Annotated in this window: 23 protein-coding genes and 1 other RNA gene; 19 read left to right on the top strand and 5 right to left on the bottom strand. The window is 38.3% G+C overall.

Annotated elements, in window-relative coordinates; translation table 11 throughout:
* Window positions 1-4: 4 nt before the first annotated feature.
* Window positions 5-1,375: a dNTPase gene (locus MKZ30_RS04805; RefSeq protein WP_002357999.1), complete on the bottom strand. Its 1,371-nt coding sequence runs from the start codon at window positions 1,373-1,375 to the stop codon at window positions 5-7.
* Window positions 1,372-2,187 (bottom strand): lipoate--protein ligase family protein, encoded by an 816-nt coding sequence (locus tag MKZ30_RS04810; RefSeq protein WP_002390086.1) that lies wholly within the window; start codon window positions 2,185-2,187, stop codon window positions 1,372-1,374. The genes MKZ30_RS04805 and MKZ30_RS04810 overlap by 4 nt, the downstream gene beginning before the upstream one ends.
* Window positions 2,188-2,518: 331 nt before the next feature.
* On the opposite strand from MKZ30_RS04810, the gene MKZ30_RS04815 reads away from it, so the two are divergent.
* The 3 genes from MKZ30_RS04815 to pyrG all read left to right on the top strand — a co-directional run bounded on the left by MKZ30_RS04815 (window position 2,519) and on the right by pyrG (window position 5,568).
* Window positions 2,519-2,956, top strand: a complete 438-nt coding sequence (locus MKZ30_RS04815) for a YwiB family protein (protein WP_033600789.1) — start codon at window positions 2,519-2,521, stop codon at window positions 2,954-2,956.
* Between the two features lie 76 nt (window positions 2,957-3,032).
* Window positions 3,033-3,650 (top strand): DNA-directed RNA polymerase subunit delta, encoded by a 618-nt coding sequence (gene rpoE, locus MKZ30_RS04820; protein WP_002357996.1) that lies wholly within the window; start codon window positions 3,033-3,035, stop codon window positions 3,648-3,650.
* Between the two features lie 307 nt (window positions 3,651-3,957).
* Window positions 3,958-5,568, top strand: coding sequence for a CTP synthase (gene pyrG / locus MKZ30_RS04825; protein WP_002357995.1), 1,611 nt, complete (start codon window positions 3,958-3,960; stop codon window positions 5,566-5,568).
* 83 nt (window positions 5,569-5,651) lie between these two features.
* Here pyrG and MKZ30_RS04830 read toward each other — a convergent pair whose 3' ends face one another.
* Together MKZ30_RS04830 and recU are read right to left on the bottom strand one after the other, a co-directional pair.
* Window positions 5,652-7,988 carry a PBP1A family penicillin-binding protein gene (locus MKZ30_RS04830; RefSeq protein WP_002360569.1) on the bottom strand — a complete coding sequence of 779 codons (2,337 nt, stop codon included), beginning with the start codon at window positions 7,986-7,988 and terminating at the stop codon, window positions 5,652-5,654.
* A gap of 41 nt (window positions 7,989-8,029) precedes the next feature.
* Window positions 8,030-8,647 (bottom strand): Holliday junction resolvase RecU, encoded by a 618-nt coding sequence (gene recU, locus MKZ30_RS04835; protein ID WP_010816424.1) that lies wholly within the window; start codon window positions 8,645-8,647, stop codon window positions 8,030-8,032.
* A 62-nt stretch (window positions 8,648-8,709) separates the two neighbouring features.
* Between recU and MKZ30_RS04840 the strand changes: the two genes are divergently transcribed.
* From MKZ30_RS04840 to MKZ30_RS04915, 16 genes are all read left to right on the top strand, one after another.
* Window positions 8,710-9,252 carry an SLOG family protein gene (locus MKZ30_RS04840; RefSeq protein WP_033600788.1) on the top strand — a complete coding sequence of 181 codons (543 nt, stop codon included), beginning with the start codon at window positions 8,710-8,712 and terminating at the stop codon, window positions 9,250-9,252.
* A gap of 93 nt (window positions 9,253-9,345) precedes the next feature.
* Window positions 9,346-9,756, top strand: a complete 411-nt coding sequence (gene gpsB, locus MKZ30_RS04845; protein ID WP_002357990.1) for a cell division regulator GpsB — start codon at window positions 9,346-9,348, stop codon at window positions 9,754-9,756.
* A gap of 107 nt (window positions 9,757-9,863) precedes the next feature.
* Window positions 9,864-10,232: RNase P RNA component class B (rnpB, locus tag MKZ30_RS04850), an RNA gene on the top strand.
* Window positions 10,233-10,469: 237 nt separating this feature from the next.
* Window positions 10,470-11,633: a THUMP domain-containing class I SAM-dependent RNA methyltransferase gene (locus tag MKZ30_RS04855; protein WP_002357989.1), complete on the top strand. Its 1,164-nt coding sequence runs from the start codon at window positions 10,470-10,472 to the stop codon at window positions 11,631-11,633.
* 17 nt (window positions 11,634-11,650) lie between these two features.
* Window positions 11,651-13,147: a carboxypeptidase M32 gene (locus MKZ30_RS04860; RefSeq protein WP_002419861.1), complete on the top strand. Its 1,497-nt coding sequence runs from the start codon at window positions 11,651-11,653 to the stop codon at window positions 13,145-13,147.
* A gap of 32 nt (window positions 13,148-13,179) precedes the next feature.
* Window positions 13,180-13,896, top strand: coding sequence for a DnaD domain protein (locus tag MKZ30_RS04865; protein ID WP_002382137.1), 717 nt, complete (start codon window positions 13,180-13,182; stop codon window positions 13,894-13,896).
* Between the two features lie 14 nt (window positions 13,897-13,910).
* Window positions 13,911-14,558: an endonuclease III gene (gene nth, locus MKZ30_RS04870; RefSeq protein WP_002384704.1), complete on the top strand. Its 648-nt coding sequence runs from the start codon at window positions 13,911-13,913 to the stop codon at window positions 14,556-14,558.
* 171 nt (window positions 14,559-14,729) lie between these two features.
* Complete coding sequence (locus MKZ30_RS04875; RefSeq protein WP_002361633.1) at window positions 14,730-15,494, top strand: GntR family transcriptional regulator, LSA1692 subfamily; 765 nt, start codon at window positions 14,730-14,732, stop codon at window positions 15,492-15,494.
* Window positions 15,491-16,789, top strand: a complete 1,299-nt coding sequence (locus tag MKZ30_RS04880) for a Sapep family Mn(2+)-dependent dipeptidase (protein ID WP_002390091.1) — start codon at window positions 15,491-15,493, stop codon at window positions 16,787-16,789. Before MKZ30_RS04875 ends, MKZ30_RS04880 begins: the two co-directional genes overlap by 4 nt.
* Window positions 16,790-16,958: 169 nt before the next feature.
* Window positions 16,959-17,912 carry a glycosylasparaginase gene (locus tag MKZ30_RS04885; protein WP_010816425.1) on the top strand — a complete coding sequence of 318 codons (954 nt, stop codon included), beginning with the start codon at window positions 16,959-16,961 and terminating at the stop codon, window positions 17,910-17,912.
* A 19-nt stretch (window positions 17,913-17,931) separates the two neighbouring features.
* Window positions 17,932-18,261, top strand: a complete 330-nt coding sequence (locus MKZ30_RS04890; protein ID WP_002357981.1) for a PTS sugar transporter subunit IIB — start codon at window positions 17,932-17,934, stop codon at window positions 18,259-18,261.
* 18 nt (window positions 18,262-18,279) lie between these two features.
* A complete protein-coding gene (gene celB / locus MKZ30_RS04895; RefSeq protein WP_002384702.1) occupies window positions 18,280-19,635 on the top strand; it encodes a PTS cellobiose transporter subunit IIC in 1,356 nt (451 codons plus the stop codon).
* Window positions 19,636-19,652: 17 nt separating this feature from the next.
* Entirely contained in the window at window positions 19,653-20,171 is a 519-nt protein-coding gene (locus MKZ30_RS04900) for a GrdB-related putative oxidoreductase (protein ID WP_002361637.1), read from the top strand.
* 36 nt (window positions 20,172-20,207) lie between these two features.
* Complete coding sequence (locus MKZ30_RS04905; RefSeq protein WP_033600724.1) at window positions 20,208-22,670, top strand: ATP-dependent DNA helicase; 2,463 nt, start codon at window positions 20,208-20,210, stop codon at window positions 22,668-22,670.
* The gene (locus tag MKZ30_RS04910; RefSeq protein WP_002382144.1) at window positions 22,667-23,632 is read left to right on the top strand and encodes an asparaginase; all 966 of its coding nucleotides are present in this window, start codon (window positions 22,667-22,669) and stop codon (window positions 23,630-23,632) included. The genes MKZ30_RS04905 and MKZ30_RS04910 overlap by 4 nt, the downstream gene beginning before the upstream one ends.
* A gap of 21 nt (window positions 23,633-23,653) precedes the next feature.
* Window positions 23,654-24,337, top strand: a complete 684-nt coding sequence (locus tag MKZ30_RS04915) for an HD domain-containing protein (RefSeq protein WP_010715106.1) — start codon at window positions 23,654-23,656, stop codon at window positions 24,335-24,337.
* Between the two features lie 16 nt (window positions 24,338-24,353).
* Here the strand turns inward: MKZ30_RS04915 and MKZ30_RS04920 are convergent, their stop codons facing one another.
* On the bottom strand, window positions 24,354-24,848 hold the full coding sequence (locus tag MKZ30_RS04920; RefSeq protein WP_002357974.1) for a YajQ family cyclic di-GMP-binding protein: 495 nt from the start codon (window positions 24,846-24,848) through the stop codon (window positions 24,354-24,356).
* Window positions 24,849-25,077: the final 229 nt, after the last annotated feature.

Genomic DNA, 25,077 nt, shown 5'->3' on the forward strand with positions numbered 1-25,077 from the left:
AAACCTATTTTTTTAAAACTAACGCACCATTATGAATGTAACTTGAAAACTCACGATACGTCTCATCAAATAAATCGTAATGTTTTTTATTTCCTTGGTCAAGCATTTCTTTAGGGAAATAGAAACGTTCATCTCCTTGACTCTGACCAGCAAGTGCTGCAACTAGGGGACTGACCGTTGCCAATTCCACTAATGAGCCATCTTTTTGCATCAATTCAATTTGTGTACGATGACGGTCTTTATTTGGACGATAAAAATCGTAAGGTAAATCATAGCTTGAATTAATGGCAGTATAATATTTAGGGTTGAAACCAACTTTTTCAATCAATTCCCTTAAATAAGCAATCGTTGCTGCGCTCTCTTTTTCGTTCGTAAAGGTGGCTGACTTCAGAGGCTTACGCATAAGGAAACGTTTGGCTAAATCACCTAGAATTGAATCAGGCACATCCATCCATTGTGTAAAGTACGTAGAGAGGACGCCATCATCCAATTTTAAATATTCTTGTAAGGTGAAGTCCCCTTTAAAGAATGGTACAAGCAGAGAGGCTTGTAAATCATAGTCAAATTCAGGGTTTTCAAATAATTCTTTCGCCCGATGCAATAAATGATCAAGAATCACTTCCATCCCACGAGAAACAGGGTGGAAATAGACTTGGACATACATTTGATAACGACTAACGATATAGTCTTCCACCGCATGCATCCCATTCATAGCAAAGGCAATGCCTCCTTTGTAGGGTCGAATCACACGTAAAATTCTAGTTAAATCGAAAGTTCCGTATTCCGTCCCTGTAAAGTAAGCATCACGTAACAGATAGTCCATACGATCGGCATCAATTTGACTAGAAATCATTTGCACCACTTGAGGATTTGGGTATTGTTTAGTAATAACGCTGGCGACTTTTTCAGGAAAATCTGCCGAAACACGATTTAAAATTTGATAAACTTCCGTTTCTGGTGAGGTGATGATTTGGACCGTGATTGCTTCATGGTTTGTATCAAAAATATGCTCGAATGTATGTGAATAAGGACCATGACCGACATCATGTAATAAAGCTGCGCAAAGCGTAATCAGGCGCTCGTCGTCATTCCAGCCGTTTTCACCTAATCGTTCCACAGAGTAGTTACGTTGGAAAATCTCACAAATCCGACGTGTAATTTCGTAAACACCCAAAGAATGGGAAAAACGACTATGTTCGGCACCGTGAAACGTAAAAGAAGAAGTGCCTAGTTGCTTAATGCGACGTAATCGTTGCACTTCGGCAGAATTAATAAGGTCTAAAATCACTTGATGTTGGACATGAATATAATTATGGACGGGATCACGAAAAACTTTTTCGATTGGTAATCGTTGCTCTTTATACGGAATCGTCATACGATCTCTCCTTTAATTAAGGCGTTTCGTTGCGCCATTTTTTCCAGCTGGACAGTTAAATTTGTTTGGAACCATTCTGAGGTTATAATTGGTTCGGTTAAGTTTGGATCAATAGATTTTTCAAATTGTTGAGGTAATGCTTCGATTAAACGGGTTTTTACGGCGTCTATTGTTAATGGAGTCTCAATCAGCGTTTCTAAATTTGCCATCACTGCTGGATCAACGGGTGGATAGCCATTTTCACCAAATTGTTCTTGTAAGCCAGCAAGGTAAAAGTCTCGAACCACTTCTCCACGAGCAAGTTGATTGCCGTTAACGCTGATGTAAATCATGACAGCAATACCGTCTTTGACGCGTCGTTGGGCAATCCCTGCAAACTTTTGACCGCCAATACTTAAATCATAAGTACCGGGACAATAGGATGTAGTAATTTCAAAGGCGTCAATCTCTTTCTCCGGAAAACTCTGACGGAGCCAAGCCCACATTAATTCATAAGCCGCATCGATACTTAATTTGTGTTCAGAATTATTTGGTAAAATAAGTGAAACATTTAAAATACCCGAATCGGCAATCACCCCTAAACCGCCGGCATTGCGAACGACTACAGAATAATCGTTTTCTTGCAGAGAAGCGATGCCTTCTTTTAGATGTGGTACACGGGTATCTTTCATGCCAAGAATCATTGCTTGATCCAATTGCCAGAAATGAATGATTGGTTGGTGCTGCATTCCTGAAAAAGTAGTTAAAACATCGGTCAAAGCAAAAGGTAAAAAATAGTCACTGTTTGTTAAACAACCTGAATCAAGGAGCATAAATGATTCGGTGTGAAGGGGAAAAGTTGTGCTCATAAAAAACGTCCTGTCTATTTATAATTACGTCATTTAATACGTTTATTTTCTTACTCTCTCTTATATTATATACAAAAAACGCAAAAAAGCATGTTATATAAACGAATTCTGAAGGAATTCTCTAAAATAGTAAACGGTTTTCTTATTAAATAGATGAAACAAATGCTTGCAACCCGTGAAAAGAGCTTATACAATAAGAAAAGGTACATAAGCAAGGGAAAATTGACTTTAGTTGACAAATACATTGAAAAAGTCAACAATAAGAAAGTTATATTTTGGAAAAGGAGTGACCATTATGGATTTATCAACAGGCGTTCTTGTATCGATTCAACTAAAAACGATTGTCCAACAAGGCAACGAACAAAAAGATTTTTTCTTTGACTTAGAAGGTCAATTAGTAAAAATGGGTGATACATTATACATTCGTTACAAAGAAGAATTATTAGAGGATACAGAACCAACCCCCGTAACCATTAAAATTGAACCAGACGGGCATGTTCAGTTGATTCGTGCCGGTGAATTACGGATGCGTTTAAGATTTGGCTATCAGGAAAAATTAGATACAAGTTATCGAACCCCTTATGGCTTGCTACAGATTAGTACGTTTACCCATAATTTGCGTGTTAGTTTAAAAGACCAACCAATGTCTGGTAAGATTTTAGTTGATTATGATTTATACTCTCAAACAGAGCGAATCGGAGAATATCATTTAGAATTAGAATTTACTGCATAAATATTGCAGAATAGAATTGATTTTTTTTCAATGTTTTTGTATGATAAGGAGTAGACTGTGAAAGGACGTGTACCTCTTGGAAATTAATGTATTTGAAGGGTTAAACAAAAAAGAATTATCCATGATTGAAGTAGCACACGCTATTTTAGAACAACATGCAGATGTAATGGATTTTTCTGATTTAGTTAACCAAATCCAAAATTATCTTGGCAAGTCTGATAGTGAAATTCGTGACCAATTAGCACAATTTTATACAGATTTAAACATCGACGGTAGCTTTATCTCATTGGGAGACAATCGTTGGGGCTTACGTTCATGGTATCCAATCGATTCAATCGATGAAGAAGTTACACATGGCTTGGAAGAAGACGAAGAAGATGCACCACGTCGTAGAAAACGTAAAAAAGTAAATGCCTTCATCACTAATCCAAACGATGAAGATGTAATTGACTATAACGATGACGATCCAGAAGATGCTGAATTAACAAATGATGATGAAGAAGACATCTTGTACGATGATGAAGAAGATGAAGATGAAGAAATCAAAGCATACAACTCTGACTTACAAGAGATTGGTGCAGATTCAGACGATGATGAAGAAGACATTCCACAAATCGAAGAAGATTTAACAATCATTGATGACGATGATGTTGAAGATGAAGACGATTTTGATGACGAATATTCTGAAGAGTAAGAAACCAAAAAGCTTGATTCCTAAGAAGGAGTCAAGCTTTTTAGTTGAATGTCCAAGAAAAATGAGAAAATAGAAAAAATTATTTTCTTGAATAGAAGTACTTGACCTGATGTCCGTTTGCTTGTATTATACTACTTGGGCACCTTTAAGAAGGTCAGAAGTTTGAACGAACTTACAAGCTCCCTATTCGTAATGGATAGGGAGCTTTTCTATTTTTGTTTCTTTTTTATTTGGAGAAACGTAAGAGTTTCAAAGTTGTTTTACTTCTCTCTACAAAATATTATCAAAGAAAGGGTTTTTAACTATTATGACAAAATACATCTTTGTTACAGGTGGCGTGGTTTCTTCTATCGGAAAAGGGATTGTCGCAGCATCTTTAGGACGATTATTAAAAAATCGTGGATTAAAAGTAACGATTCAAAAATTCGATCCATATATTAATGTGGATCCGGGGACAATGAGTCCTTACCAACATGGAGAGGTTTTTGTCACAGATGATGGTGCCGAAACAGACTTGGACTTAGGTCACTATGAACGTTTTATTGATATTAACTTAAATAAATACTCAAACGTAACCACTGGGAAAATTTATTCAGAAGTCTTACGTAAAGAACGTAAAGGGGAATACTTAGGTGCAACAGTGCAAGTTATTCCACACATTACCAATGAAATCAAAGAAAAAATCATGCGTGCAGCGAAAATGACGGATGCCGATGTGATTATCACAGAAGTAGGTGGTACTGTCGGCGACATCGAATCATTACCTTTCCTAGAAGCATTGCGTCAAATGAAAGCTGATATGGGTAGTGACAACGTAATGTACATCCATACAACCTTGATTCCTTACTTAAAAGCGGCTGGTGAAATGAAAACTAAACCAACACAACATAGTGTCAAAGAATTAAGAAGTTTAGGGATTCAACCAAATATTTTAGTGGTCCGTACAGAATTACCTGTTTCTCAAAACACTAAAAACAAATTAGCACAATTCTGTGATGTTAATCCAGAAGCGGTAATTGAATCTCGTGATGTTGAAACATTGTACTCCATTCCATTAGCACTTCAAGCACAAAACATGGATCAAATTGTTTGTGATCATTTAAAATTGGACGCACCGGCTGCAGACATGACTGAGTGGCGTGCATTAGAAGAAAAAGTTCTTAACTTGAAAAAGAAAACAAAAATTGCGCTGGTTGGTAAATATGTTGAATTACCAGATGCCTATATTTCTGTTGTAGAAGCATTAAAACATGCTGGGTTTGATTTTGATTCAGATATCGAAATTGATTGGGTTGATTCACAAGAATTAACTGCTGAAAATGTCGCTGAAAGAATTGGTTCAGCAGATGGTATTTTGGTTCCTGGTGGTTTTGGTGATCGTGGAATTGAAGGAAAAATTGAAGCGATTCGTTTTGCTCGCGAAAATGACGTACCATTCCTTGGCATTTGCTTAGGTATGCAAATGGCCTGTGTAGAATTTGGTCGTAACGTTGTGGGCTTAGAAGATGCTGGTTCTGCAGAAACTAATCCTGACGTGACAAATAACATTATTGATTTAATGGCAGATCAAGAAAACATCGAGAATTTAGGTGGTACACTACGTTTAGGTTTATATCCATGTAAATTGAAAAAAGGAACGAAAACTGCGGCAGCATACGGAAATGAAGATGTTGTACAAGAACGTCACCGTCATCGTTATGAATTTAACAACAAATACCGTCAATTATTTGAAGAAAATGGCTTAGTCTTCTCTGGAGTTTCACCAGATAATCGTTTAGTTGAAATTGTTGAAATTCCTGAAAAACAATTCTTTGTGGCTTGTCAATTCCACCCAGAATTAATTTCTCGTCCAAATCGCCCACAACGCTTAATCAAAGGATTCGTTGGTGCAGCTTTGGCAAATAAAGAAAGTAAATAAGTAAAAATGGACGAAGTGATTCAGTTCACTTCGTCCATTTTTAATCTAAAAAAGTACGGGGCTCATGATGAGCCCCGTACTTTTTATGCTGCTTTATTTTCGTCTGGTTTAGAACTACTTTCAGGTGGTTGCGGTGGTTCTTGTGAACTAGAACTTGATGGTTCAGGTGGTTGTTCCGATGTTGCCGGTTGCTCTGCTGAGGAAGAGCTTGCCGGTTGTTCGGTTGATGGTGGCGCTTCAGAGGAAGAAGGCGCACTTTCTGAACTAGAACTTGATGAACTTTCCGCTTCTTTTGTGGAAGAGGATTCCACCGTACTGCTAGATTCCGGCTGTGGTGCTGAAGAGGTAGTACTTGGTAAAACTTGTACATTTGGTACCTCATAGGCATCTTTCACGTATAATTCATTACCTACCCGCACAACACTGTCTGGCTGCACCCAGTCATCGTTTGAAACATTTTGAGACAAGTAACTCATTATTTCACGATAAACATCCGAGGCAATTCCATAGTATTCTTGATAGATTGGTGTATTTCGATCATTGTATCCAGTCCAAACAGAAACGGCATAGTGTGTTGTATAACCAACAAAGGTACTATCCGGGGCAATTCCTTTTTCTGTTGTGCCCATTCGCGCTAAATCTTCATCAGTATAGTTAGAAGTCCCTGTTTTGGCCGCTTGGATTAAGCCTGGAATGGCACCGTTAAATCCTGTTCCGCCGTTTAAAACATCTTTTAACATATCCGTCATCATATAGGCGGTAGAGTCTTTCATCGCACGTTTGCCATCAGGTTGATAATCAACGCTAGTTCCATCATTGAAAACGACTTTGTTTACGTAATACGGTTTGTTGTAAATCCCGTTATTGGCGAAAGCCGCATATGCTGCTGCTAATTTCAATGAGGAAATCCCGTATTTATCGCCATCTACGTCGCTTGTGTTACTTGAAATGGCATTCGACGCTTCTAAGTTTTTATAGTCAATTCCTAGTCCTTTAATGAAAGGCATGATGTTTTCTTTACCAACTTCATCAAACGTCTGGACTGCGGTCGTGTTACGAGAACCCATAATCGCACGGCGCATAGTAATGACGCCTTGATATGTTAAATCAGAGTTGAAGACATCAATGTCGGTACCAGGATATTTCGTTGGCTTATCCACCATGAGGCGACCTGTCGAATAATTTAAATTCTCAATTGCGGGACCATAATCCATGATTGGTTTCACGGTTGAACCAACATCACGTTGGGTGTTAACAGCTAAATTGTTTCCTAATTGTACATCATCAGGAATGTGACGACCACCAATCTGTGCTCGGACTTGTCCAGAGGCAACATCAATAACGGTTGAAGCCACTTGCATTTTATCATCTGGAAACGCAACGTATTGATCACTGTTGACAATATCGTAAAGTTGTTTTTGGGCATTCATATCTAAGTTTGTGTAGATATCTAGTCCGTCTGTGTAAACATTTTTACCAGTTTTTGCTTTCACTTCATTGATTACTTCTTTGACGTAATTATCTACGACTTTTCGATTGTCATCACTGGCTTTTAATGGAACTAAGCCTTCATCGATTGGGGTAGCTTTGGCTTTTTCGTACTCTGCTTTCGAGATTTTTTTATTGTCGTACATTGTGTAGAGTACGACATCCCGGCGTTCTTTAGCAGTATCTGGTTTTGTATAGGGATCATATGAGTTTGGCGCTTGTGGCATTCCTGCCAGTAGGGCCGTTTGTGGTAAATCAAGTTCAGATAAATGTTTACCATAATAATTTTCAGCCGCTGTTTCCATTCCATAGAAACCATTCGCCATGTAGACTTTGTTAATGTAGTAAGTTAAAATTTCTTCTTTTGATTTTTCACGTTCTAAACGAACAGCCATCCATGCTTCTTGTGCTTTCCGTTTCAAGGTTTGGTCAGATTCTTTTGTAGAGAAGTAGGACAATTTAATTAATTGTTGGGTTAAGGTACTTCCGCCTTGTAATCCACCATTTTTGACATTTGAAAGGGCAGAACCGATAATCCGAATCGGATCCACACCAATGTGTTTATAGAAACGACGGTCCTCGACAGAAACAATGGCATCTTTTAATAATTGAGGCACATCATTTGGTTGAATTAATTCACGCTTTTCTGCGCCTAAATCCTCAAAAATTTCATTATTAATATCGTAAAGCTTCGATGAAACTGTCGCATTCAGTTTGTCATCTTCTAATTTTGGGGCTTGTCGTGCATAGAACCAAAAAAGACCAACGCCTGCTAAAAAAGCGACCATCCCAGCGATAAGTAAGCCAAGAAAGATTTTTAAAACAAGCCGTTTTTTCTTTTTCGGCGGTTGTGTCTTTTTCTTGTAACTCGACTTCGATGAGGTGTTGGATGCATGTCTAGCAGCTCGCGAGCCTGAATTTGCGGTTGGCATAAATAGCAACTCCTTTGTTATACTTTCAAAACTTTATGAATCTAGTGTGTCTGAATATATTGTTCCACTGCGTCGAGATAAGGGATTCGCGGTGCGATTCCAAAAGATAATTCAATTCCTTCTTTCTCGATGAGTGCAAGCGGCATAGATTTTTTTCCAGTAACTGTTTGGTTTTTCCAATGCGTTATTAGATTTTCACCACTAAAAAAGAAGCAGCGTTTTAAGCTTGAAAACCATAATAGCACAAAACAAATCCCTTGTTGTGCTATACATTGTTCCATATGATCAATTTGATGTTGATGAAAATTTTTAAAGGGAAAGGACGTGGTATTTTTCGTTTCTTTCGCTTCAAAATCTATGTAACGGCCTTGATATACACCGTTATAATCAGTCGTTGAAGCTTGTCTAAAGTAGGCCTCCTTAATAACAGCCGCACTTCGTTTGGGATAATCTACTTTAACAATTTGAACAGGAGTGGGTTTCTTATGAACGACTGCTTGCTTATTCAATAGATAATATTGATTGCTTTGATTGATCGCTTCTTCGAAATCCATCCCGCGATTACCAAATTCAACGGGGCGTTTCTTTTTTACTTGTTTTTTTGGTGATTGTGCTTCATGATGATTATAAGGTATTCCGTTAGGATAATGGAACGTCACGTTTATCACACTCCTAGCCTGTATTATACCAAAAAAAAGACCTGAAAGAAAAGGGATGACTTATGGAAATGATAAAAACCCTCTATGTCACCGGTTATCGCAGCTTTGAATTGGGGATATTTCAAGGAAAAGACCCGAAAATCACAGTTATTAAAAATGTCTTAAAAAAAGAGTTAGCCAGTTATATTGAAGCGGGAGTAGAATGGATTTTGATTTCTGGCAATTTAGGTGTTGAACTTTGGACAGCTGAAGTAGTTGGGGAATTAAAAACGGAATATCCAGAAGTCCAGCTAGGTTTGCTTTATCCATTTAAAGACTTTGGCAATAATTGGAATGAACAAAATCGAGAACTGTTAACGAAAGCGGAAAGTTTGGCTGATTATATCAACTCAGTAAGTCACCAGCCCTATCAATCGCCAGCACAATTAAAAATGCATACAAAATTTCTTTTGGAACATTCTGGGGGCAGCTTACTTATTTATGACAAAGAGTACCCTGGCAAAACGGAGTATTTTTTAAAGGATGCACAACATTTTTCGGAACGAGAACCCTATGATATTCGCTTAATTACAATGAATGATTTACAAAACTCGGTGATTGATTAGAGAATCTGTTTGATTTTCTAGCTATTTTTCGTTACAATAGTATTTGTGGAACTATGAAATTTTCTATCGTAAATAAACAAATGAGGTGTAAACATGGCAAATTTAGTATATAGTCCTAAAGACATTTTACAAAAAGAATTTAAAACGAAAATGATGAACGGGTATGACCCAATTGAAGTAGACGAATTTTTAGACAATGTCATTAAAGACTACGAAGCTTATAATAAAGAATTATTAAGCTTGCAAGAAGAAAACAGCCGCTTAATGGCAAAATTAGACCAATTATCAAAAGCCCAACCAACGCCTCGTGTTGCTCAAGAAGTACCAAAAAGTGCAGCAGTGACCAACTTTGATATTTTAAAACGTTTATCAAACTTAGAGCGTGAAGTTTTTGGTAAAAAGTTAGATGAAACACCTTCAACACCTGTAACGCCTTCTGCACCGTCAATGACTGCAGAACCAGCGAACCATGATGTTGATAATGCACAAACACGTCAATTTTAACAAGACAATTTAAGTCAAGTTTTCACGAGAAACAGAAAGCATTTGTTAGAATAGCGGACACTTGTTGTAGTGTATAAATTTTTGCTGTTCGTCTAAACAGATTTGTAATTTTCGGGTGATCGCGGTTTGCTTTTGCAAGCTGAGGAAAGTCCATGCTCGCACAAGCTGAGATGCTTGTAGTGTTCGTGCTTAGCGAAATCATAAGCTAAGGTACTCTTTTAGAGTAACGGCAGGAAAAATGACTAAGGTTTCGACTATGTCAAAGTATCCTTGAAAGTGCCACAGTGACGAAGCGATGTGGGAAACTCCATCGGTGGAACGCGGTAAACCCCTCGAGCGAGCAACCCAAACAATGGTAGGGGCGCTCTTCTAAAGGAAATGAACGAGTAGAAGAGGCAGAGTTTACTCTGCAGATAGATGATGACCGTCACCAATTTTTCCTGAAGAATTGGTGATACAGAACATGGCTTATAGAAAATTACAAGTAATTCAGGAAGACCTTCCAACGTAGTTGTGAAGGCTTTTTTTACGAAAAGAATAAAAAAATGTTAAAATAAAGAAACTGAGATAAAAGTAGTAAGCTGTCTGTTCTAAAGAGGCCGGGACAGGACCGTTTAGTTCAGAGAAAGCGGACAATTACAAAAAACAAGCGGAGCAGTAGTCGGCAGGACTGTTAGCTTCAGACAATAAAAAAGAGTCAAGAAGGAGTTTTTATGACGAAAGAAAAAACATTCAAACTTGTTGCAACAGCTGCTAGTGGCTTAGAAGCATTAGTTGGAAAAGAATTGCGTGATTTAGGGATTCCCTGTGAAGTAGAAAATGGCCGGGCCGTCTTTGAAGGCACTGTTGAAACAATTGCTACTGCCAATTTATGGCTACGGACAGCAGATCGGATTAAAATCGTCGTTGGCGAATTTAACGCCTATAGTTTTGATGAATTATTTGAAAAAGTTAAAGCACTTCCTTGGGAAGATTATTTGCCTTTAGATGCAGAATTTCCAGTTGCAGGTAAATCAATTAAGTCAAAATTGTATAGTGTTCCTGATTGCCAAGCCATCACCAAAAAAGCCATTGTTAACCGTTTAAGAGAAGTTTACCATCGTCCAGCGACGGTGCCTTTAACCGAAACAGGAGCTTTGTTTAAATTAGAAGTGGCTCTTCTAAAAGATAAAGTGACGTTGACGTTGGACACGACTGGACCAAGTTTATTTAAACGAGGCTATCGCATTGAAAAGGGGGGCGCACCTCTTAAGGAAAACATGGCAGCTGCTTTAGTGATGTTGACCAATTGGCGCAAAGATCGTCCTTTTTATGATCCAGTTTGTGGTTCTGGAACGATTTGTATTGAAGCAGCATTAATTGGCCATAACATTGCCCCTGGCTTTAATCGTAGTTTTACTTGTGAAACATGGGATTGGGTTGATCCAGCAATTTTTGAAAAAGTACGTAACGAAGCCGAGGCAAAGGCAGACTACGATGTTGAATTAGATATCTGTGGTTCAGATGTTGATGGGCGAATGATTGAAGTCGCACGAGCGAATGCTGAGGAAGTTGGTTTAGGTGATTCAATTACCTTTAAACAATTGGCCTTAAAAGATTTTACAACCGAGAAGGAATATGGTGTAATGGTAGCTAACCCGCCTTATGGTGAGCGTTTAGGAGAAGAGGAAAGTGTTCGCCGTTTGTATAAAGAAATGGGCCATGTTTTCCGTCCGTTAACTACTTGGAGCAAGTATATACTGACGAGTGATCTTGCTTTTGAAGAATATTATGGTGCCAAAGCTACTAAAAAACGGAAGCTTTACAACGGAGCCTTACGAACAGATTTATTCCAATACTGGGGAACACGTCCACCAAGAAAACCACGGGAAGACTAAGAAAGCTGGTGTAAAAAATGAAGGAAGCTGTATTTTTACAAGAAGTGAAAGAAATTCAATTACTAAAAAATGCCTTGACATTATTAGACTGGGATTCATCAACTGGGATGCCAGAAAAAAGTAGTCCTTTTCGAGGAGAAGTAGAAGGGTATTTAACCGGATTATATTTTGAACGAAGTATTGGCCCAGTTATTCAAGAAGCATTGGCCTATTTTGAGACACGCCCTGAAGAATTATCTGAATTAGGGAAACTGGTTTTTGAAAAAGTAAAAGAAGAATATGCTTTGAATAAAAATGTTCCAGCTGAACGTATGCAAGAATATGTTAAAGTATTAAACCAAGCACATACAGATTGGCTAAAAGCACGCGCTGCACAAGATTTCGGCTTGTTAGAAGAAACCTTAACGAAGGTCGTTGCGTTTCAAAAGGAGTTCATTCCTTATTGGCAAAAAGAAGAAAAAACACCGTACGATGTGTTATTAAATCAATTTGAACCGGGGATGACGGTTGAGAAGCTAGACCAAGTATTCGACCAAGTAAAACAAGGGATTCAAGAAATTCGGACCGTTTTAGCGGAAAAAGGTACGCCGCCTAGAACTGACTTTTTATCTAGAAAAATGACCAAAGAACAACAACGCCGTTTTGTGATTGGTGTGGTTGAACAATTAGGCTATGATTTTTCAAAAGGCCGATTAGATGATACAGTTCATCCATTTATGACAGCTCTAAATCGAAATGATGCGCGGATTACTACGCGCTGGGAAGAAAATAATTTCTCAATGGCAACATTTGGTGTGATTCATGAAGCGGGTCATGGGATGTACGAACAAAATTTTGATCCTAAATTTGACTTTACGCCACTAAGCGAAGGTGCCTCTATGGGGATTCACGAATCACAATCGCTCTTTAATGAAATTATCATTGGTAGCAACCGGGCTTTTTGGCAAAAACAATACCCGTTTTTCCAAGAATGCGCAGAAGGCACTTTTGATGATATTACTTTTGAAGATTTTTATGCTTCTTTAAAAGAAACGAAAGCAAGTTTGATTCGGATTGATTCCGATAGTCTCACCTATCCTTTGCATATCATTATTCGTTATGAAATTGAAAAAATGTTATTTAATGGTTCTTTGGAAGTCGCTGATTTGCCAAAAGTGTGGAACGAAAAATACCAAGAGTACTTAGGCGTCTCACCTGGAAATGATTTAGAAGGTGTCCTTCAAGATGTTCATTGGTCTGGAGGTAGCTTTGGTTATTTCCCATCTTATGCCTTGGGTTATATGTACGCCGCGCAACTATTTCACGCAATGAAACAAGAATTATCTGTTGATGAAATTTTAGCTTCGGAGGATTATTCTGATATCCGTAAATGGTTAACACAACATATTCATCAGTACGGCGCTTCACGTAAACCAAATCAATTAATTTATGATGCAACGGGGGAAGAATTGAATCCTAGTTATTTAATTGATTATATGAAAGCTATTTATTTTGATGTTTATCATGTGCAATAAGTGAAACAAGCAAGGGGAAGTGGACAACAACAATGTTATCAATTCGTGAATATTTAGAAGCTGGTGAAACAACGATCTCAAACTTACTATTTGATCATTACCAAAAAATTGGTTTGAAAGATGATGAATTTCTCTTTTTACTGCAACTTTTTCGTTCGCAAAATGCAGGCGATTTATTTCCAGACTTAATGGCGATTGCAGAGACGATGGGTAAAACGCCAGATACGATTTATAAGTTATTAAATCAATTGGTTTCTCGCGGTTTTATTCGAATTGAAACACAACAAAACCAAAAAGGTCAAATGATGGATACGTATGATTTACTGCCTGTTTTTCAAAAGATTCAATTATTTTTACAAACGAGCAAAGAAAAACAAGTTGTCGCAAACCACGAAGATGAAATTAAACAGCTTTACCAAGGCTTTGAAAAAGAATTCGGACGTCCACTTTCACCAATTGAATTAGAAATGATTGGTCAGTGGTTGAACACAGACCATTATTCCCCTGAATTAATCCGGTTAGCGTTGCGAGAAGCCGTTTTAAATCAGGCGTATAGTTTGAAATATATTGATCGTATTTTACTTGCGTGGGAGCGTAAAAATATTACCACCAAAGAACAAGTGGCTGCTGATCAGAAAAAACGAAAAGATTCTATGATTCAAAATGAGATTGAACAACAAGGTCAGGCACAAGAATCGTTACCAAAGGTTACATTACACAATTGGTTAAATCCAGAAGACAGTGAATAAAAAGGAGGTGGGCCATGCTATCACAAGAGAAAACAATGGAAGCTATTGAAATTATGTATGAGATGTTTCCAAATGCAGAATGTGAATTAAAACATAAGAATCCTTTTGAATTATTAATTGCTGTGATTTTAAGTGCGCAAGCAACCGATGTATCGGTAAATAAAGCGACTCCTGGTTTATTCGCAGCTTTTCCAACACCAGAAGCTTTAGCAGCTGCACCGGTGGAGGAGATTATTGCTAAAATAAAAACCATTGGCTTATATCGCAATAAAGCAAAAAATATTAAAGCGTGCGCACAACAACTTTTAGAACGTTTCAATGGAGAAGTTCCGCAAACCAGAGATGAACTGGTCAGTTTACCTGGCGTGGGGAGAAAAACAGCCAATGTAGTAATGGGAGATGCTTTTGGTGAACCGGCTTTTGCAGTAGATACACACGTGGAACGAGTGTCCAAGCGCCTTAGAATTTGTAAGCTAAATGCGAATGTTACTGAAGTTGAGCAAACCTTAATGCGTAAAGTTCCGAAAGAACTCTGGGTGAAAACGCACCATACCATGATTTTCTTTGGGCGTTATCACTGCCTAGCAAGAGCGCCTAAATGTGAAGCCTGTCCGCTACTCTATATGTGTCAAGAAGGCAAAGAACGGATGAAAGGGAAATAACATATTTTTTCCTAAGAAAGCGAGCCACAAGTCCAACCGACTTGTGGCTCGCTTTCTTTTTTGATTTTTAAGAAACACAACAAATGATTGCGGTTTCTTAAAAATTGATTTAGTATAGACAGTGTGGTATATACTAGGGAATTTATTTTTTGAAGAAAGTTAGGCGATGAAATGACAGAAAATGCACCTAAATTTAAGCAAATTTCTGCAGAAATTGAAAAGAAAATTCGAGATGGTCTGTATGTAAGTGCACAAAAATTACCTTCAGAGTATGATTTAGCTAAAGAATACAACTGCAGTCGCTTGACCATTCGTAAAGCGATTGATGATTTGATTCGCAAAAATATTTTGGTAAAACGACATGGTAAAGGTAGTTATGTGATGTCACAAGCGAAAATTCAAAGTGGTCGCGCTGGCTTACAAGGTTTTACTGAGGCAGCCAAAGCTTACGGGAAAAAAAGCCAGACAGAAGTCATTTCCTTTGAAGAAGTAGTACATCCCGATGAGAAAATTCGGGAGGCGCTCCAAGTAGGCAAAAATGAGGCAATTTATGAACTGATTCGCCGCCGAATGTTAGACGGCGAGCCAATGACAGTTGAAAAAATTTATTTGCCACAGGCATACGTACAAGGCCATACGAAGCAAGACTTCGAGGGCTCTCTTTTCTGCTTAATCGAGAAAAACGTCGAGATTGCTTATTCGCATCAAGAAATTGAAGCAATTTTAGTTGAAGCGGAAATTTCAGAATTATTGAATGTTCCTGTGGGCCAACCACTTTTACAAGTCCACTCTATCACCTATGCGCTTGATGCAACCCCCATTTTATATGATGTCTCTTTATATCGAGCAGATCGGTACACGTTTAAAAACACACTGACCCGCTATAGCCCGTCTGAAAACAACCAAGTGGAGCTAGGAGGTTCTTGGAACGAATGAAGATAAAAGAAGAAATAGCCGCTCAAAAAGATTTATTTTATGAAGACTTAAACAAAATTATGGCGATTCGAAGTGTGAAAGGGTCGCCTAAAAAAGAGGCACCTTTTGGCGAAGGACCGAAAAGAGCCTTGGAAGAAACGCTGAAACTTGCAGAGCGTTATGGCTTTCAAACTGAGATTGTCAATGACGCAGTTGGCTATGCGCAATGGGGAACAGCGGAAGAATATCTGGGGATTATTGGTCATTTAGACGTAGTACCAGAAGGTTCTGGCTGGTCAGTGCCACCCTTTCAATTAACGAAAAAAAATCAACGTTTGTATGGTAGAGGAATTCTAGATAATAAAGGTCCTATCTTGGCTTGCCTGTATGGAATGAAATTACTGAAAGAACTTGGTTACCAACCAAAGAAAACCATTCGCTTAATGTTTGGCACGGATGAAGAAAGTGGGAGTGGAGATATCCCCTTATATTTAGAGAAGGAAAACGCACCCGTTTTTGGATTTACTCCAGATTGTAAATATCCAGTAGTTTATGGGGAGCGAGGGATTGTTAATTATGAAATCACAACGACCATCCCAGATGATTCAAGTGAACAAATTGGTCAGATTATGGGTGATCAAGCAAAAGACCATGTGCCTGATCAATTAAGTGTGGTGATTGCGGGAAAAACAACGGCAATCACGGGAAAACGTGCTCCTTCCAATGCGCCAGAACTAGGCAAGAACGCGATTACTTTATTGGCACAGAAAATTAGCGAGGAACAGTTAGTCAAAGGAAATTTATTACAGTATTTCGACTGGTTAACCGCTAGTTTTCACGAAAAGCACTATGGCGAAGGAGTAGCTCTGGACTTTAAGGATCAGGATAGCGGGCAATTGATTTTAACGCCCTATGCGTTGGAAAAACGAGGACAGCAATTGGTGTTATCATTGGCCGTGCGTTATCCTGTTTCTATTACAGAAAACGAAGTAACCACGCAGCTAACGAAGGCACTATTTCCAGAAAGTGAAGTGACCGTCATCCGCCGCCTCCCTAGTACGCTGTTTCCAAAAGATGAGCGCAATGTTCAAAAACTAACCAAGGTTTATGAACAAATTACTGGCTTAGATGGGACGCCAGTCACAACTACAGGTGCTACGTATGCTCGCTTTATGCCGAATATCGTTGCTTTTGGTCCATCATTTCCTGGTCAAAAAGGCATTGCGCATAACCAAGATGAATATATGGATGAAAAAGATTTACTGCTTAATCTGGAAATCTATATGCAAGCGATGATTGCATTAACAGAAGCATAAAACCAATAGAAGATACACGTATGAGAAGAAGCCAATGTGTTTCGTAGAGGTCGCATACGTGTATCTTCTATTTTTCTGTATAAAATTTCATTTTCAGTATATACAAAACAGTATATACTAGTTTATAATGGTGGAGAAATGTAAGCGTTAACGAAAGGGCGGATGGAAAATGACTTGGGGTGCAATTGCGACATGGCGGATGGCACATGATGGGTTACTAAAAGCTACAGAAGAATTACAACAAGGAGGTGCTGCAGGCACGGCCGTGGAACAATTAATTAAAGAAGTAGAAGACTATCCTTTTTATAAGTCAGTGGGCTACGGCGGTTTACCTAATGAGGAAGGGATTTTAGAAATGGATGCTGCCTATATGGATGGAGACACATTTGCAATTGGTGCTGTGGCAGGAATTACAGATGTTAAAAATCCGATTTCAGTGGCTAAAGCATTAAGTAAAGAGAAGTTTAATAGTTTTCGTGTTGGCGCAGGTGCAACGAAATATTCAATGTTGCACGGTTTTGAAAGAAAGAATATGTTGACAGAACGCGCTAATCAATGGTGGCAAAAGCGTTTAAAAGAAATTCAGGAAAATCAGTTGAACCCCTATGATGGGCATGATACTGTCGGCGCTATTACGTTAGACCAAACAGGATCAATGGCAGCTGGCACTTCCAGTTCGGGACTCTTCATGAAAAAAGCAGGACGTGTTGGTGATTCACCACTGTCAGGTTCTGGTTTTTATGTTGATAGCGAAATTGGTGGTGCTGCGGCTACAGGATTAGGTGAAGATTTAATGAAAGGCTGTCTTTCTTATGAAATCGTCCGTTTAATGGGGGAAGGGCGCTCGCCACAACAAGCATGTGATCAAGCGGTCTATGCTTTTCACGAAAAATTGATCCAACGTTATGGGAAAGCAGGAGCTTTTTCACTGGTGGCCATGAACAAACAGGGAGACTGGGGCGTAGCTACGAATGTGGAATTTACTTTTACGGTTGGTACTGATATGCAGCAACCAGAAATTTATATTGCAAATCCAGGCAAGAATCATACCACAGAGATTCAGCCGATTTCACAAGAATGGTTAGCTGCCTATGAAAAAAGAATCAAAGCACCAATTGAATAAATGAGGAGAGTGAAGGAACATGAGTAAAAAACAAATTTATCTTTTTTGTGATGCAGGAATGTCTACAAGTATTATGGTGAATAAAATGATGGAAGTGGTTGAAAAACATCAAATGCCTTTAATGATTACTGCTTTTCCTATTGCAAGAGCACAAGAAGTGGTTGAAGCAGAGAAGCCTGTTGCTATTTTATTAGGACCACAAGTCCGTTTTTTATTAGAAAAAACAAAAGAACAATTTGCTCCTCAAGGGATTCCTGTCGCTGCAATTGCGCCAGAAATTTATGGCATGATGGATGGCGAAAAAGCATTGAAAGAAGCGCTGCGGTTAATTAAGCAAAATAAAAAATAATAGATAGGAGTGACGACCGTGCAAAAATTTTTGGATTGGTTAGAGCGCGTATTGACCCCTTTGGCAAAAGTGATAGGAGAAAATAAGTATTTAGTAGCGATTCGTGATGGCTTCCTTTTATCAACGCCCTTGTTGATTGTTGGTTCGGTCTTCTTATTAATTGCTAATTTTCCTTTGCCACAATGGGATACTTGGATGTCTCATTTGCTTGGTAAAGACTGGGCGACAATGATGTCTGTTCCAGCTAGTGCTAGTTTTGATGTAATGACCATTCTGGCCGTTGTCGGTATTGCCTATAGTTTAGGGAAACAATTCAATGTGGATGCAATGCAAGCAGGAATTATCGCATTGGTTTCATTTTTTATTGTAACGCCTTATCAAACATTATTTACACCGGAAAATAGTTCAAAGGTTTATGAAGTTACTAGTTTACCTTTAAAATGGATGGGTTCCAGTGGCTTGTTTTTAGGAATGATTGTCGCATTAATTGCGACTCGTTTATTTGTGGCCATTGTTCGTAAAGGGTGGACAATAAAAATGCCAGAAGGAGTGCCACCAACAGTGGTTAAGTCTTTTGAGGCCCTGATCCCGAGCTTTTTAGTTGTTACTCTCATGTTTTTAGTCAATTGGCTGGCTGCTTTAACTCCTTATGGTAATTTACAAGATGTTATTTTTGAATTTCTACAAACGCCCTTATTGAGTCTTGGTAATACCTTAGGTGCAATGAGCATTGCTTATTTATTTTTACACTTCTTTTGGTTCTTTGGCATTAACGGAGGTAGCGTGGTTGGCGCAGTCTTTAATCCTGTTTTGCGGGCATTGTCTGTTGAAAATTTACAAGCATTCAAAGACGGCCATGAAATTCCCAACATCATCACTGGACAATTTCAAGATATGTTTGCAACATTTGGTGGCGCCGGTTCCACACTCTCATTAATCATTGTGATGGTCTTATTCTGTAAAAGTCAACGAATTAAAAAGCTTTCGCAACTTTCACTAATTCCTGGTGTTTTTGGGATTAACGAACCAATCATTTTTGGGTTGCCAATTGTTTTAAATCCAATCCTTTTAATTCCATTTGTCTTAGTACCCGCAATTAATATTATTATTGCCTATTTTGCTATGGATTGGGGCTTAGTTCCATTGACGAATGGTATTCAATTGCCGTGGACGACCCCACCAATTATCTCAGGATTTTTAGTCAGCGGTTGGCAAGGATCAATTCTGCAAGCTCTCTTATTGGTACTAGGAATGTTCATTTACTATCCTTTTATTCGAGTTATGGATGACCAATATTTACGTGAAGAATGGAAAGCACAAGAAGAAGAGAGTGAAGAAATTGATTTTGATTCCTTTGACTTTGATGATTTATAAATAAGGAGGAAATAGGCGTGAAAAAAATCCTTTTAGTCTTAAACCACAGTTTAGCAGGATTTGGCAGTGATGAACAAGCTCAGCTGAAACCAAGTGGTAAAAAAGCTCCCTTAGGTCCAGGGGTAACATTGCTACCATTTTTACAGAAGCAAGGAGCGGAAATTGTTGCGACACTTTATTGTGGTGACCAATATTATTTGGAAAACGAGGAAGAGGTAGCAAAGAAATTTATTGGCTTTGCAAAAAAGTTTCATGCCGATGCGGTTCTTTGCGGACCAGCCATGCATTATCCTAATTTTGGAGAAATGGCTGCTCGTCTAGCTTGTAAGTTTAATGCTGCGGGCATTCCTGCAATTGCAGCGATGGCAGAAGAAAATCCAGCAGTCAGTCACTATTATCAGCAAGTGCCAATTGTGAAGATGCCCAAAAAGGGTGGCATTGGTTTAAATAATTCGTTTAAACAAATGGCGCAATTGGTCGTGGCAAAAGCAAATGGAAAAGAAACCAAACAGTTAGAAGAAACGAGTTGTTTTTAATTGTTGATAATCTAAAGAGAAATCCAGAATGAACGCATGATTGTGTTCGTTTTGGATTTTTTGCTTTTGTTTAGCGAATGTATGTTCTATAATAGGGAGGCAGATAGGTGGGATTACGTGAAATCAACGAGAAAAATTGCGGTTCGTCAAGTGGTCGAATTTATTTTAAGGCGGGGAAGTATCGATTCTCGCCATGTGAGTGAACATACACCACAAGAAGGTAGTCGCCTTCATCGAATGTTGCAAAAGGAAGCGGGGAGCCTTTATCAAAAGGAAGTATCTTTAAAAATTGAGGTGCCTTTAAATGGCCATAATTATTGTGTAGAAGGTCGTGCAGACGGCATTTTTGTGAAAGAAACTGGGCAAGTGGTCATTGATGAAATTAAAACATCCGAGCCAGCGTTTGAAGAATTGCCGCCAGAAAAGGTCGAATTGTTTTGGTATCAAGTGATGTGTTATGGTCACATGTATTGCCAACAAGAACAACTTTCTGAAATAACGCTTCAACTCACTTATTATCAGACCATCACAAAACAAATCACACGACAAGAACGCCATTTTACAGAAGCTGCATTAGCGGAGTTTTTTACTGATTTGATGAAGCGCTATGAACAGTGGGTAATTTTTAAAGAAGAGTGGCGTATTTTGAGAAATAAATCATTAAAAAATCTTAGTTTTCCTTACGGGGAGTATCGCAAAGGGCAACGAGAATTGGCGGTAGCCGTCTATAAAACAATTCTTAGTAAACAGCGGCTCTTCGTGGAAGCACCAACTGGAACAGGCAAGACAATGTCCACTCTTTTTCCAGCAATGAAAGCAATTGGTGAAGAAGAAGGTGAACGGATTTTTTATTTAACAGCTAAGACCATCACGCGGCAAGTGGCTGAAGATGCCGTCAAAGCGCTGTCCGAAAAACAAGCGCAAACTAAGAGTATTACGTTGACAGCAAAAGATAAAATTTGTTTTTTAACTGAACGAAATTGTACGCCAGAACATTGCCCGTTTGCTGACGGCTATTATGATCGTTTAAATGAGGGACTGTGGGATTTATTACAACATGAAAATCATTTAACGAGAGAGGTTATTGAACGGTATGCACAAAAGCACCAATTGTGTCCATTCGAGTTGTCGCTAGATGCAAGTCTTTGGTGTGATTTAATTATTGGCGATTACAATTATCTATTTGACCCAACGGTTTATTTGCGGCGCTTCTTTGAAGAACCCCAAAGTGCAGAAGAGAATATTTTTTTAGTGGATGAAACCCATAATTTGGTTAATCGTTCACGGGAGATGTATTCGGCCGCTATTTCTAGGAATGCGGTTTTGCAAATTCAAAAAAGATTGCAAAAAGAATCTGTTCAATTAAAAAGAGCTTGTCAAAAAGTCTTAACTACGTTTGATGATATTGAAGCAATCTGCGAAGAAAAAGACACGGATTTTTTTGCCCAACGCGCGCCAATTGATTCATTAGTTAAACAGATACATCGATTAACAGAAGTAATTGCAGAATGGTTGCCAGAAAATCAACACATTGAGGAATTGGCGTCGATTCTCAGTTTTTATTTTGATTGTTTAAGTTATCTTCGAATCAGCGAGTATTACGACAACGGCTTTTATACGTCTATTTCTTTGCGAAACTATGACTGCGTTGTGAAACAATTTTGTGTCGATCCGGCTTATTTATTGTCACAACGATTAGATAAAGGGAAAGCGAGTATCTTATTTTCAGCAAGTTTAACACCTCTGAATTATTATCAAGAAGTGCTTGGTGGAGGTGAAGAAAGCCTACGTTATCGGATTCCGTATCCTTTTCCAGAAGAAAATCAATTGTTGATGATTGGTAGTCATCTTCAAACAACCTATAAAAACCGTGAAAAAAGTTATCCACAGATTAGTGAACTTTTAGGGAAGTTAAGTGAAACAAAAACAGGTAATTATTTAATTTTCTTCCCTTCTTATGCCTATATGGATGATGTCTATCAAGTATTTAGCCAACGCTACCCGCAAGTAAAAACTCAAATTCAGGGAACGGACTTAAACGAAAAAGAGCGAGAAGCATTTTTAGCTGAATTTAAAGAGAATCCTCAAGAAACTTTCATCGGTTTTTGTGTTTTAGGTGGTATATTTTCAGAAGGAATTGACTTGAAAGGTACCCGATTGATTGGTACGATAATTGTTAGTGTCGGGCTACCACAAATGAATCCGGAGCAAGAACTGATTCGCACTTTTTATCAAGAAGAGCGAGGGCAAGGGTTTCAATTTGCGTATCAAATTCCTGGCATGAATAAAGTCTTGCAAGCGGCTGGACGTGTCATTCGAGATGCGCGAGATAAAGGCTTTGTGTTGTTATTAGACGAACGATTTGAATTACCAAGTGTCCAGCGTTTCTTTCCGCCGCATTGGTTGGCGCATCGAAAGGCAAACACCAATGAACAACTTATTCAACAAGTGAAACAATTTTGGTTAAAAAATAAAGAAAACAAAGGAGGAAACAAATGAAGACCATTTTAGTCCTTCATACAGGTGGAACCATTTCCATGTCGAAAGTAGCAGGAGGAAGTGTTGCCCCGAATGAAAAAAATCCGTTGATGGAACAAGAAGCATTATTTTCTGGCAAGGTTCATTTAGTTGTCGAAGATATTTTTAATATTCCCTCACCACACATGACCTTAGAACGGATGTTTCAATTAAAAGAACGGATTCAAAAAGCTTATTCTGAACCAATTGATGGCGTGGTTATTACGCATGGAACAGATACATTAGAAGAAACAGCTTATTTTTTAGATATAACCTTAGAGAAAAAAATCCCCATTGTTTTAACAGGAGCAATGCGGTCAAGTAACGAAATCGGTAGTGATGGCTTGTATAATTTCATCAGTGCTATTTGGACTGCTTGTTCAGACGAATCGTACGATAAAGGTGTTTTAGTCGTGATGAATGATGAAATTCATACGGCGCGTTATGTGACAAAAACACATACAACGAACGTAGCAACGTTTCGGACGCCAACTTTTGGACCAATTGGAACCATTGCGAAAGAACGTGCTTTTTTTGCGAAAGAGGTCTTACCGCAAGAAGTCTGCGATGTTTCTTCTGTGAAAGGAAATGTCCACGTAGTGAAGGCCTATGCGGGGATGGGTGAACGGATGTTTGAATTATTAAACACCCCAGAAACGGATGGGTTAGTAATTGAAGCGCTAGGCGCGGGTAATTTACCGCCAGAAACTCTCCCAGCATTACAAAAGATGCTAGACAACGGGATTCCAGTCGTTTTAGTTTCTCGTTGTTCCAATGGCATTGCTGAAGATATCTATGATTATGCTGGTGGTGGCGTTGGCTTGAAAAAAATGGGGGTCGTTTTTGCCCGTGGTTTAAACGGACCGAAAGCGCGGATTCGTTTAATTGTTGGTTTAAACAGCGAAAAAAATCCTACAGAGTTAAAAGAATTTTTGGAACAGTAACTAATTTTAAGGAGAAAATAAATGAAGCTGTTTGAACGCATTCATCAAGATACTGAAATTCGACAAATTTATGATGCAATTGGTCAAATGGAAGATGAAGAAGCTGGGTGGGCATACCATAATTGGCTTCATGTAAACAATGTCGTAGCCATGACGGAAATGATTTTGAAACAACTTGCTGTTTCAGAGGAGTATTTAGAAGCGGCAAAAATTGCGGCACTGCTCCATGATGTGGGTGCGCTACAAGGAAAAGCAGGACATGCGCTTCGGGGGAAACAATTTGCAGAAGCATATTTTCGTAAGCAAAAGATTTGTTTGCCTTATCAAGAAGAAATTTTATCTTCTATAGAAAATCATAGTAATGGCTTTGATTCGGAAGAGTTAATGACGCTAGCGCTAATCATTAGTGATAAATTAGATATTACAACCTCTCGTGTTGCAAAGGCTGGTTATTTCGTGCCGGGAATGCGGCAACTTCAATTTTTAAAGAAAATTGAAATTATGCTTTCAGAACAAGAGGTTTGTGTCTCGTTTACGGCAGAAGAAGAACTGGATTTAGAAGAATTAAATGCGTTTTATTTTATGCCAAAGGTCTTCAAAGCAATTGCCGCTTTTTCAGAAAAAATTCAACGCCGACCAATCGTTTTATTGAATAATCAAGAATGGCCGGTACCAAAACCAAAAAATCCTTCAACTGTTCATTAACAGTTGAAGGATTTTTTTAGCGATAATTATTAAACTCAAGAGCCATGGGTAAATCTAATTCTCGTAAAAGAGCCATGACTTTTTGTAAATCATCCCGACTTTTTCCAGTTACCCGAATTTTGTCTTCTTGGATTTGTGACTTAACTTTAATCCCAGAGTTTTTGATAGCTGTGTTGATTTTTTTTGCATTTTCTTTATCAATACCACTGATTAAATCACCATATTGGCGAGCAGTACCGCCTAAGGCTTTTTCACTTTCTGAGAAATGAATATTTTTAATCGGAACATTGCGTTTGACTAATTTTCCAAATAAAATATCCTTCACTTGCTCGACTTTATAATCATCTTCAGCTACGACTACTAGTTTATCGTTTTCCAATTTAATATCAGCAATTGACCCTTTAAAGTCAAAGCGATTTTTCAATTCTTTCAAGGCAATTTGAATTGCGTTTTTGACTTCCTCCATATTGACCTCTGAAACTACATCAAAACTTGCTTCTTTTGCAGCCATGTAAAAACCTCCTAAAATATTCTTTGCTTCATCATATCATGAAATAGTAAAAAAGGTTAGGCTAGAATCATTTTGAATAGAGAAATAAGAAGATCAATTTTTAGGGATATCTTCCCGCATTCTTTCATGGAAACGTTGCAAAAAAAATTTTCAATGTTCGCTTTTAGCCCCTTTTCTTTTAGGATAGAACCTGTTATTCTAAGTCAGAAGAATAGCGAAGGAGCGAAGA

The sequence above is a fragment of the Enterococcus sp. LX10 genome (genome assembly GCF_023539285.1).
In the GTDB taxonomy this organism is placed as follows: Bacteria; Bacillota; Bacilli; order Lactobacillales; family Enterococcaceae; genus Enterococcus; species Enterococcus faecalis.

Excerpts from the sequence above, each read along its gene's own strand:
- MKZ30_RS04910 (WP_002382144.1), top strand. The coding sequence starts at position 22,667 with ATGAAGACCATTTTAGTCCTTCATACAGGTGGAACCATTTCCATGTCG.
- nth (WP_002384704.1), top strand. The coding sequence starts at position 13,911 with ATGCTATCACAAGAGAAAACAATGGAAGCTATTGAAATTATGTATGAG.
- pyrG (WP_002357995.1), top strand. The coding sequence starts at position 3,958 with ATGACAAAATACATCTTTGTTACAGGTGGCGTGGTTTCTTCTATCGGA.
- MKZ30_RS04920 (WP_002357974.1), bottom strand. The coding sequence starts at position 24,848 with ATGGCTGCAAAAGAAGCAAGTTTTGATGTAGTTTCAGAGGTCAATATG.
- MKZ30_RS04880 (WP_002390091.1), top strand. The coding sequence starts at position 15,491 with ATGAAGATAAAAGAAGAAATAGCCGCTCAAAAAGATTTATTTTATGAA.
- MKZ30_RS04875 (WP_002361633.1), top strand. The coding sequence starts at position 14,730 with ATGACAGAAAATGCACCTAAATTTAAGCAAATTTCTGCAGAAATTGAA.
- MKZ30_RS04815 (WP_033600789.1), top strand. The coding sequence starts at position 2,519 with ATGGATTTATCAACAGGCGTTCTTGTATCGATTCAACTAAAAACGATT.
- MKZ30_RS04905 (WP_033600724.1), top strand. The coding sequence starts at position 20,208 with ATGATTGTGTTCGTTTTGGATTTTTTGCTTTTGTTTAGCGAATGTATG.
- MKZ30_RS04890 (WP_002357981.1), top strand. The coding sequence starts at position 17,932 with ATGAGTAAAAAACAAATTTATCTTTTTTGTGATGCAGGAATGTCTACA.
- MKZ30_RS04855 (WP_002357989.1), top strand. The coding sequence starts at position 10,470 with ATGACGAAAGAAAAAACATTCAAACTTGTTGCAACAGCTGCTAGTGGC.
- MKZ30_RS04865 (WP_002382137.1), top strand. The coding sequence starts at position 13,180 with ATGTTATCAATTCGTGAATATTTAGAAGCTGGTGAAACAACGATCTCA.
- MKZ30_RS04810 (WP_002390086.1), bottom strand. The coding sequence starts at position 2,187 with ATGCTCCTTGATTCAGGTTGTTTAACAAACAGTGACTATTTTTTACCT.
- MKZ30_RS04840 (WP_033600788.1), top strand. The coding sequence starts at position 8,710 with ATGGAAATGATAAAAACCCTCTATGTCACCGGTTATCGCAGCTTTGAA.
- MKZ30_RS04885 (WP_010816425.1), top strand. The coding sequence starts at position 16,959 with ATGACTTGGGGTGCAATTGCGACATGGCGGATGGCACATGATGGGTTA.
- MKZ30_RS04830 (WP_002360569.1), bottom strand. The coding sequence starts at position 7,988 with ATGCCAACCGCAAATTCAGGCTCGCGAGCTGCTAGACATGCATCCAAC.
- MKZ30_RS04860 (WP_002419861.1), top strand. The coding sequence starts at position 11,651 with ATGAAGGAAGCTGTATTTTTACAAGAAGTGAAAGAAATTCAATTACTA.
- gpsB (WP_002357990.1), top strand. The coding sequence starts at position 9,346 with ATGGCAAATTTAGTATATAGTCCTAAAGACATTTTACAAAAAGAATTT.
- MKZ30_RS04915 (WP_010715106.1), top strand. The coding sequence starts at position 23,654 with ATGAAGCTGTTTGAACGCATTCATCAAGATACTGAAATTCGACAAATT.
- MKZ30_RS04805 (WP_002357999.1), bottom strand. The coding sequence starts at position 1,375 with ATGACGATTCCGTATAAAGAGCAACGATTACCAATCGAAAAAGTTTTT.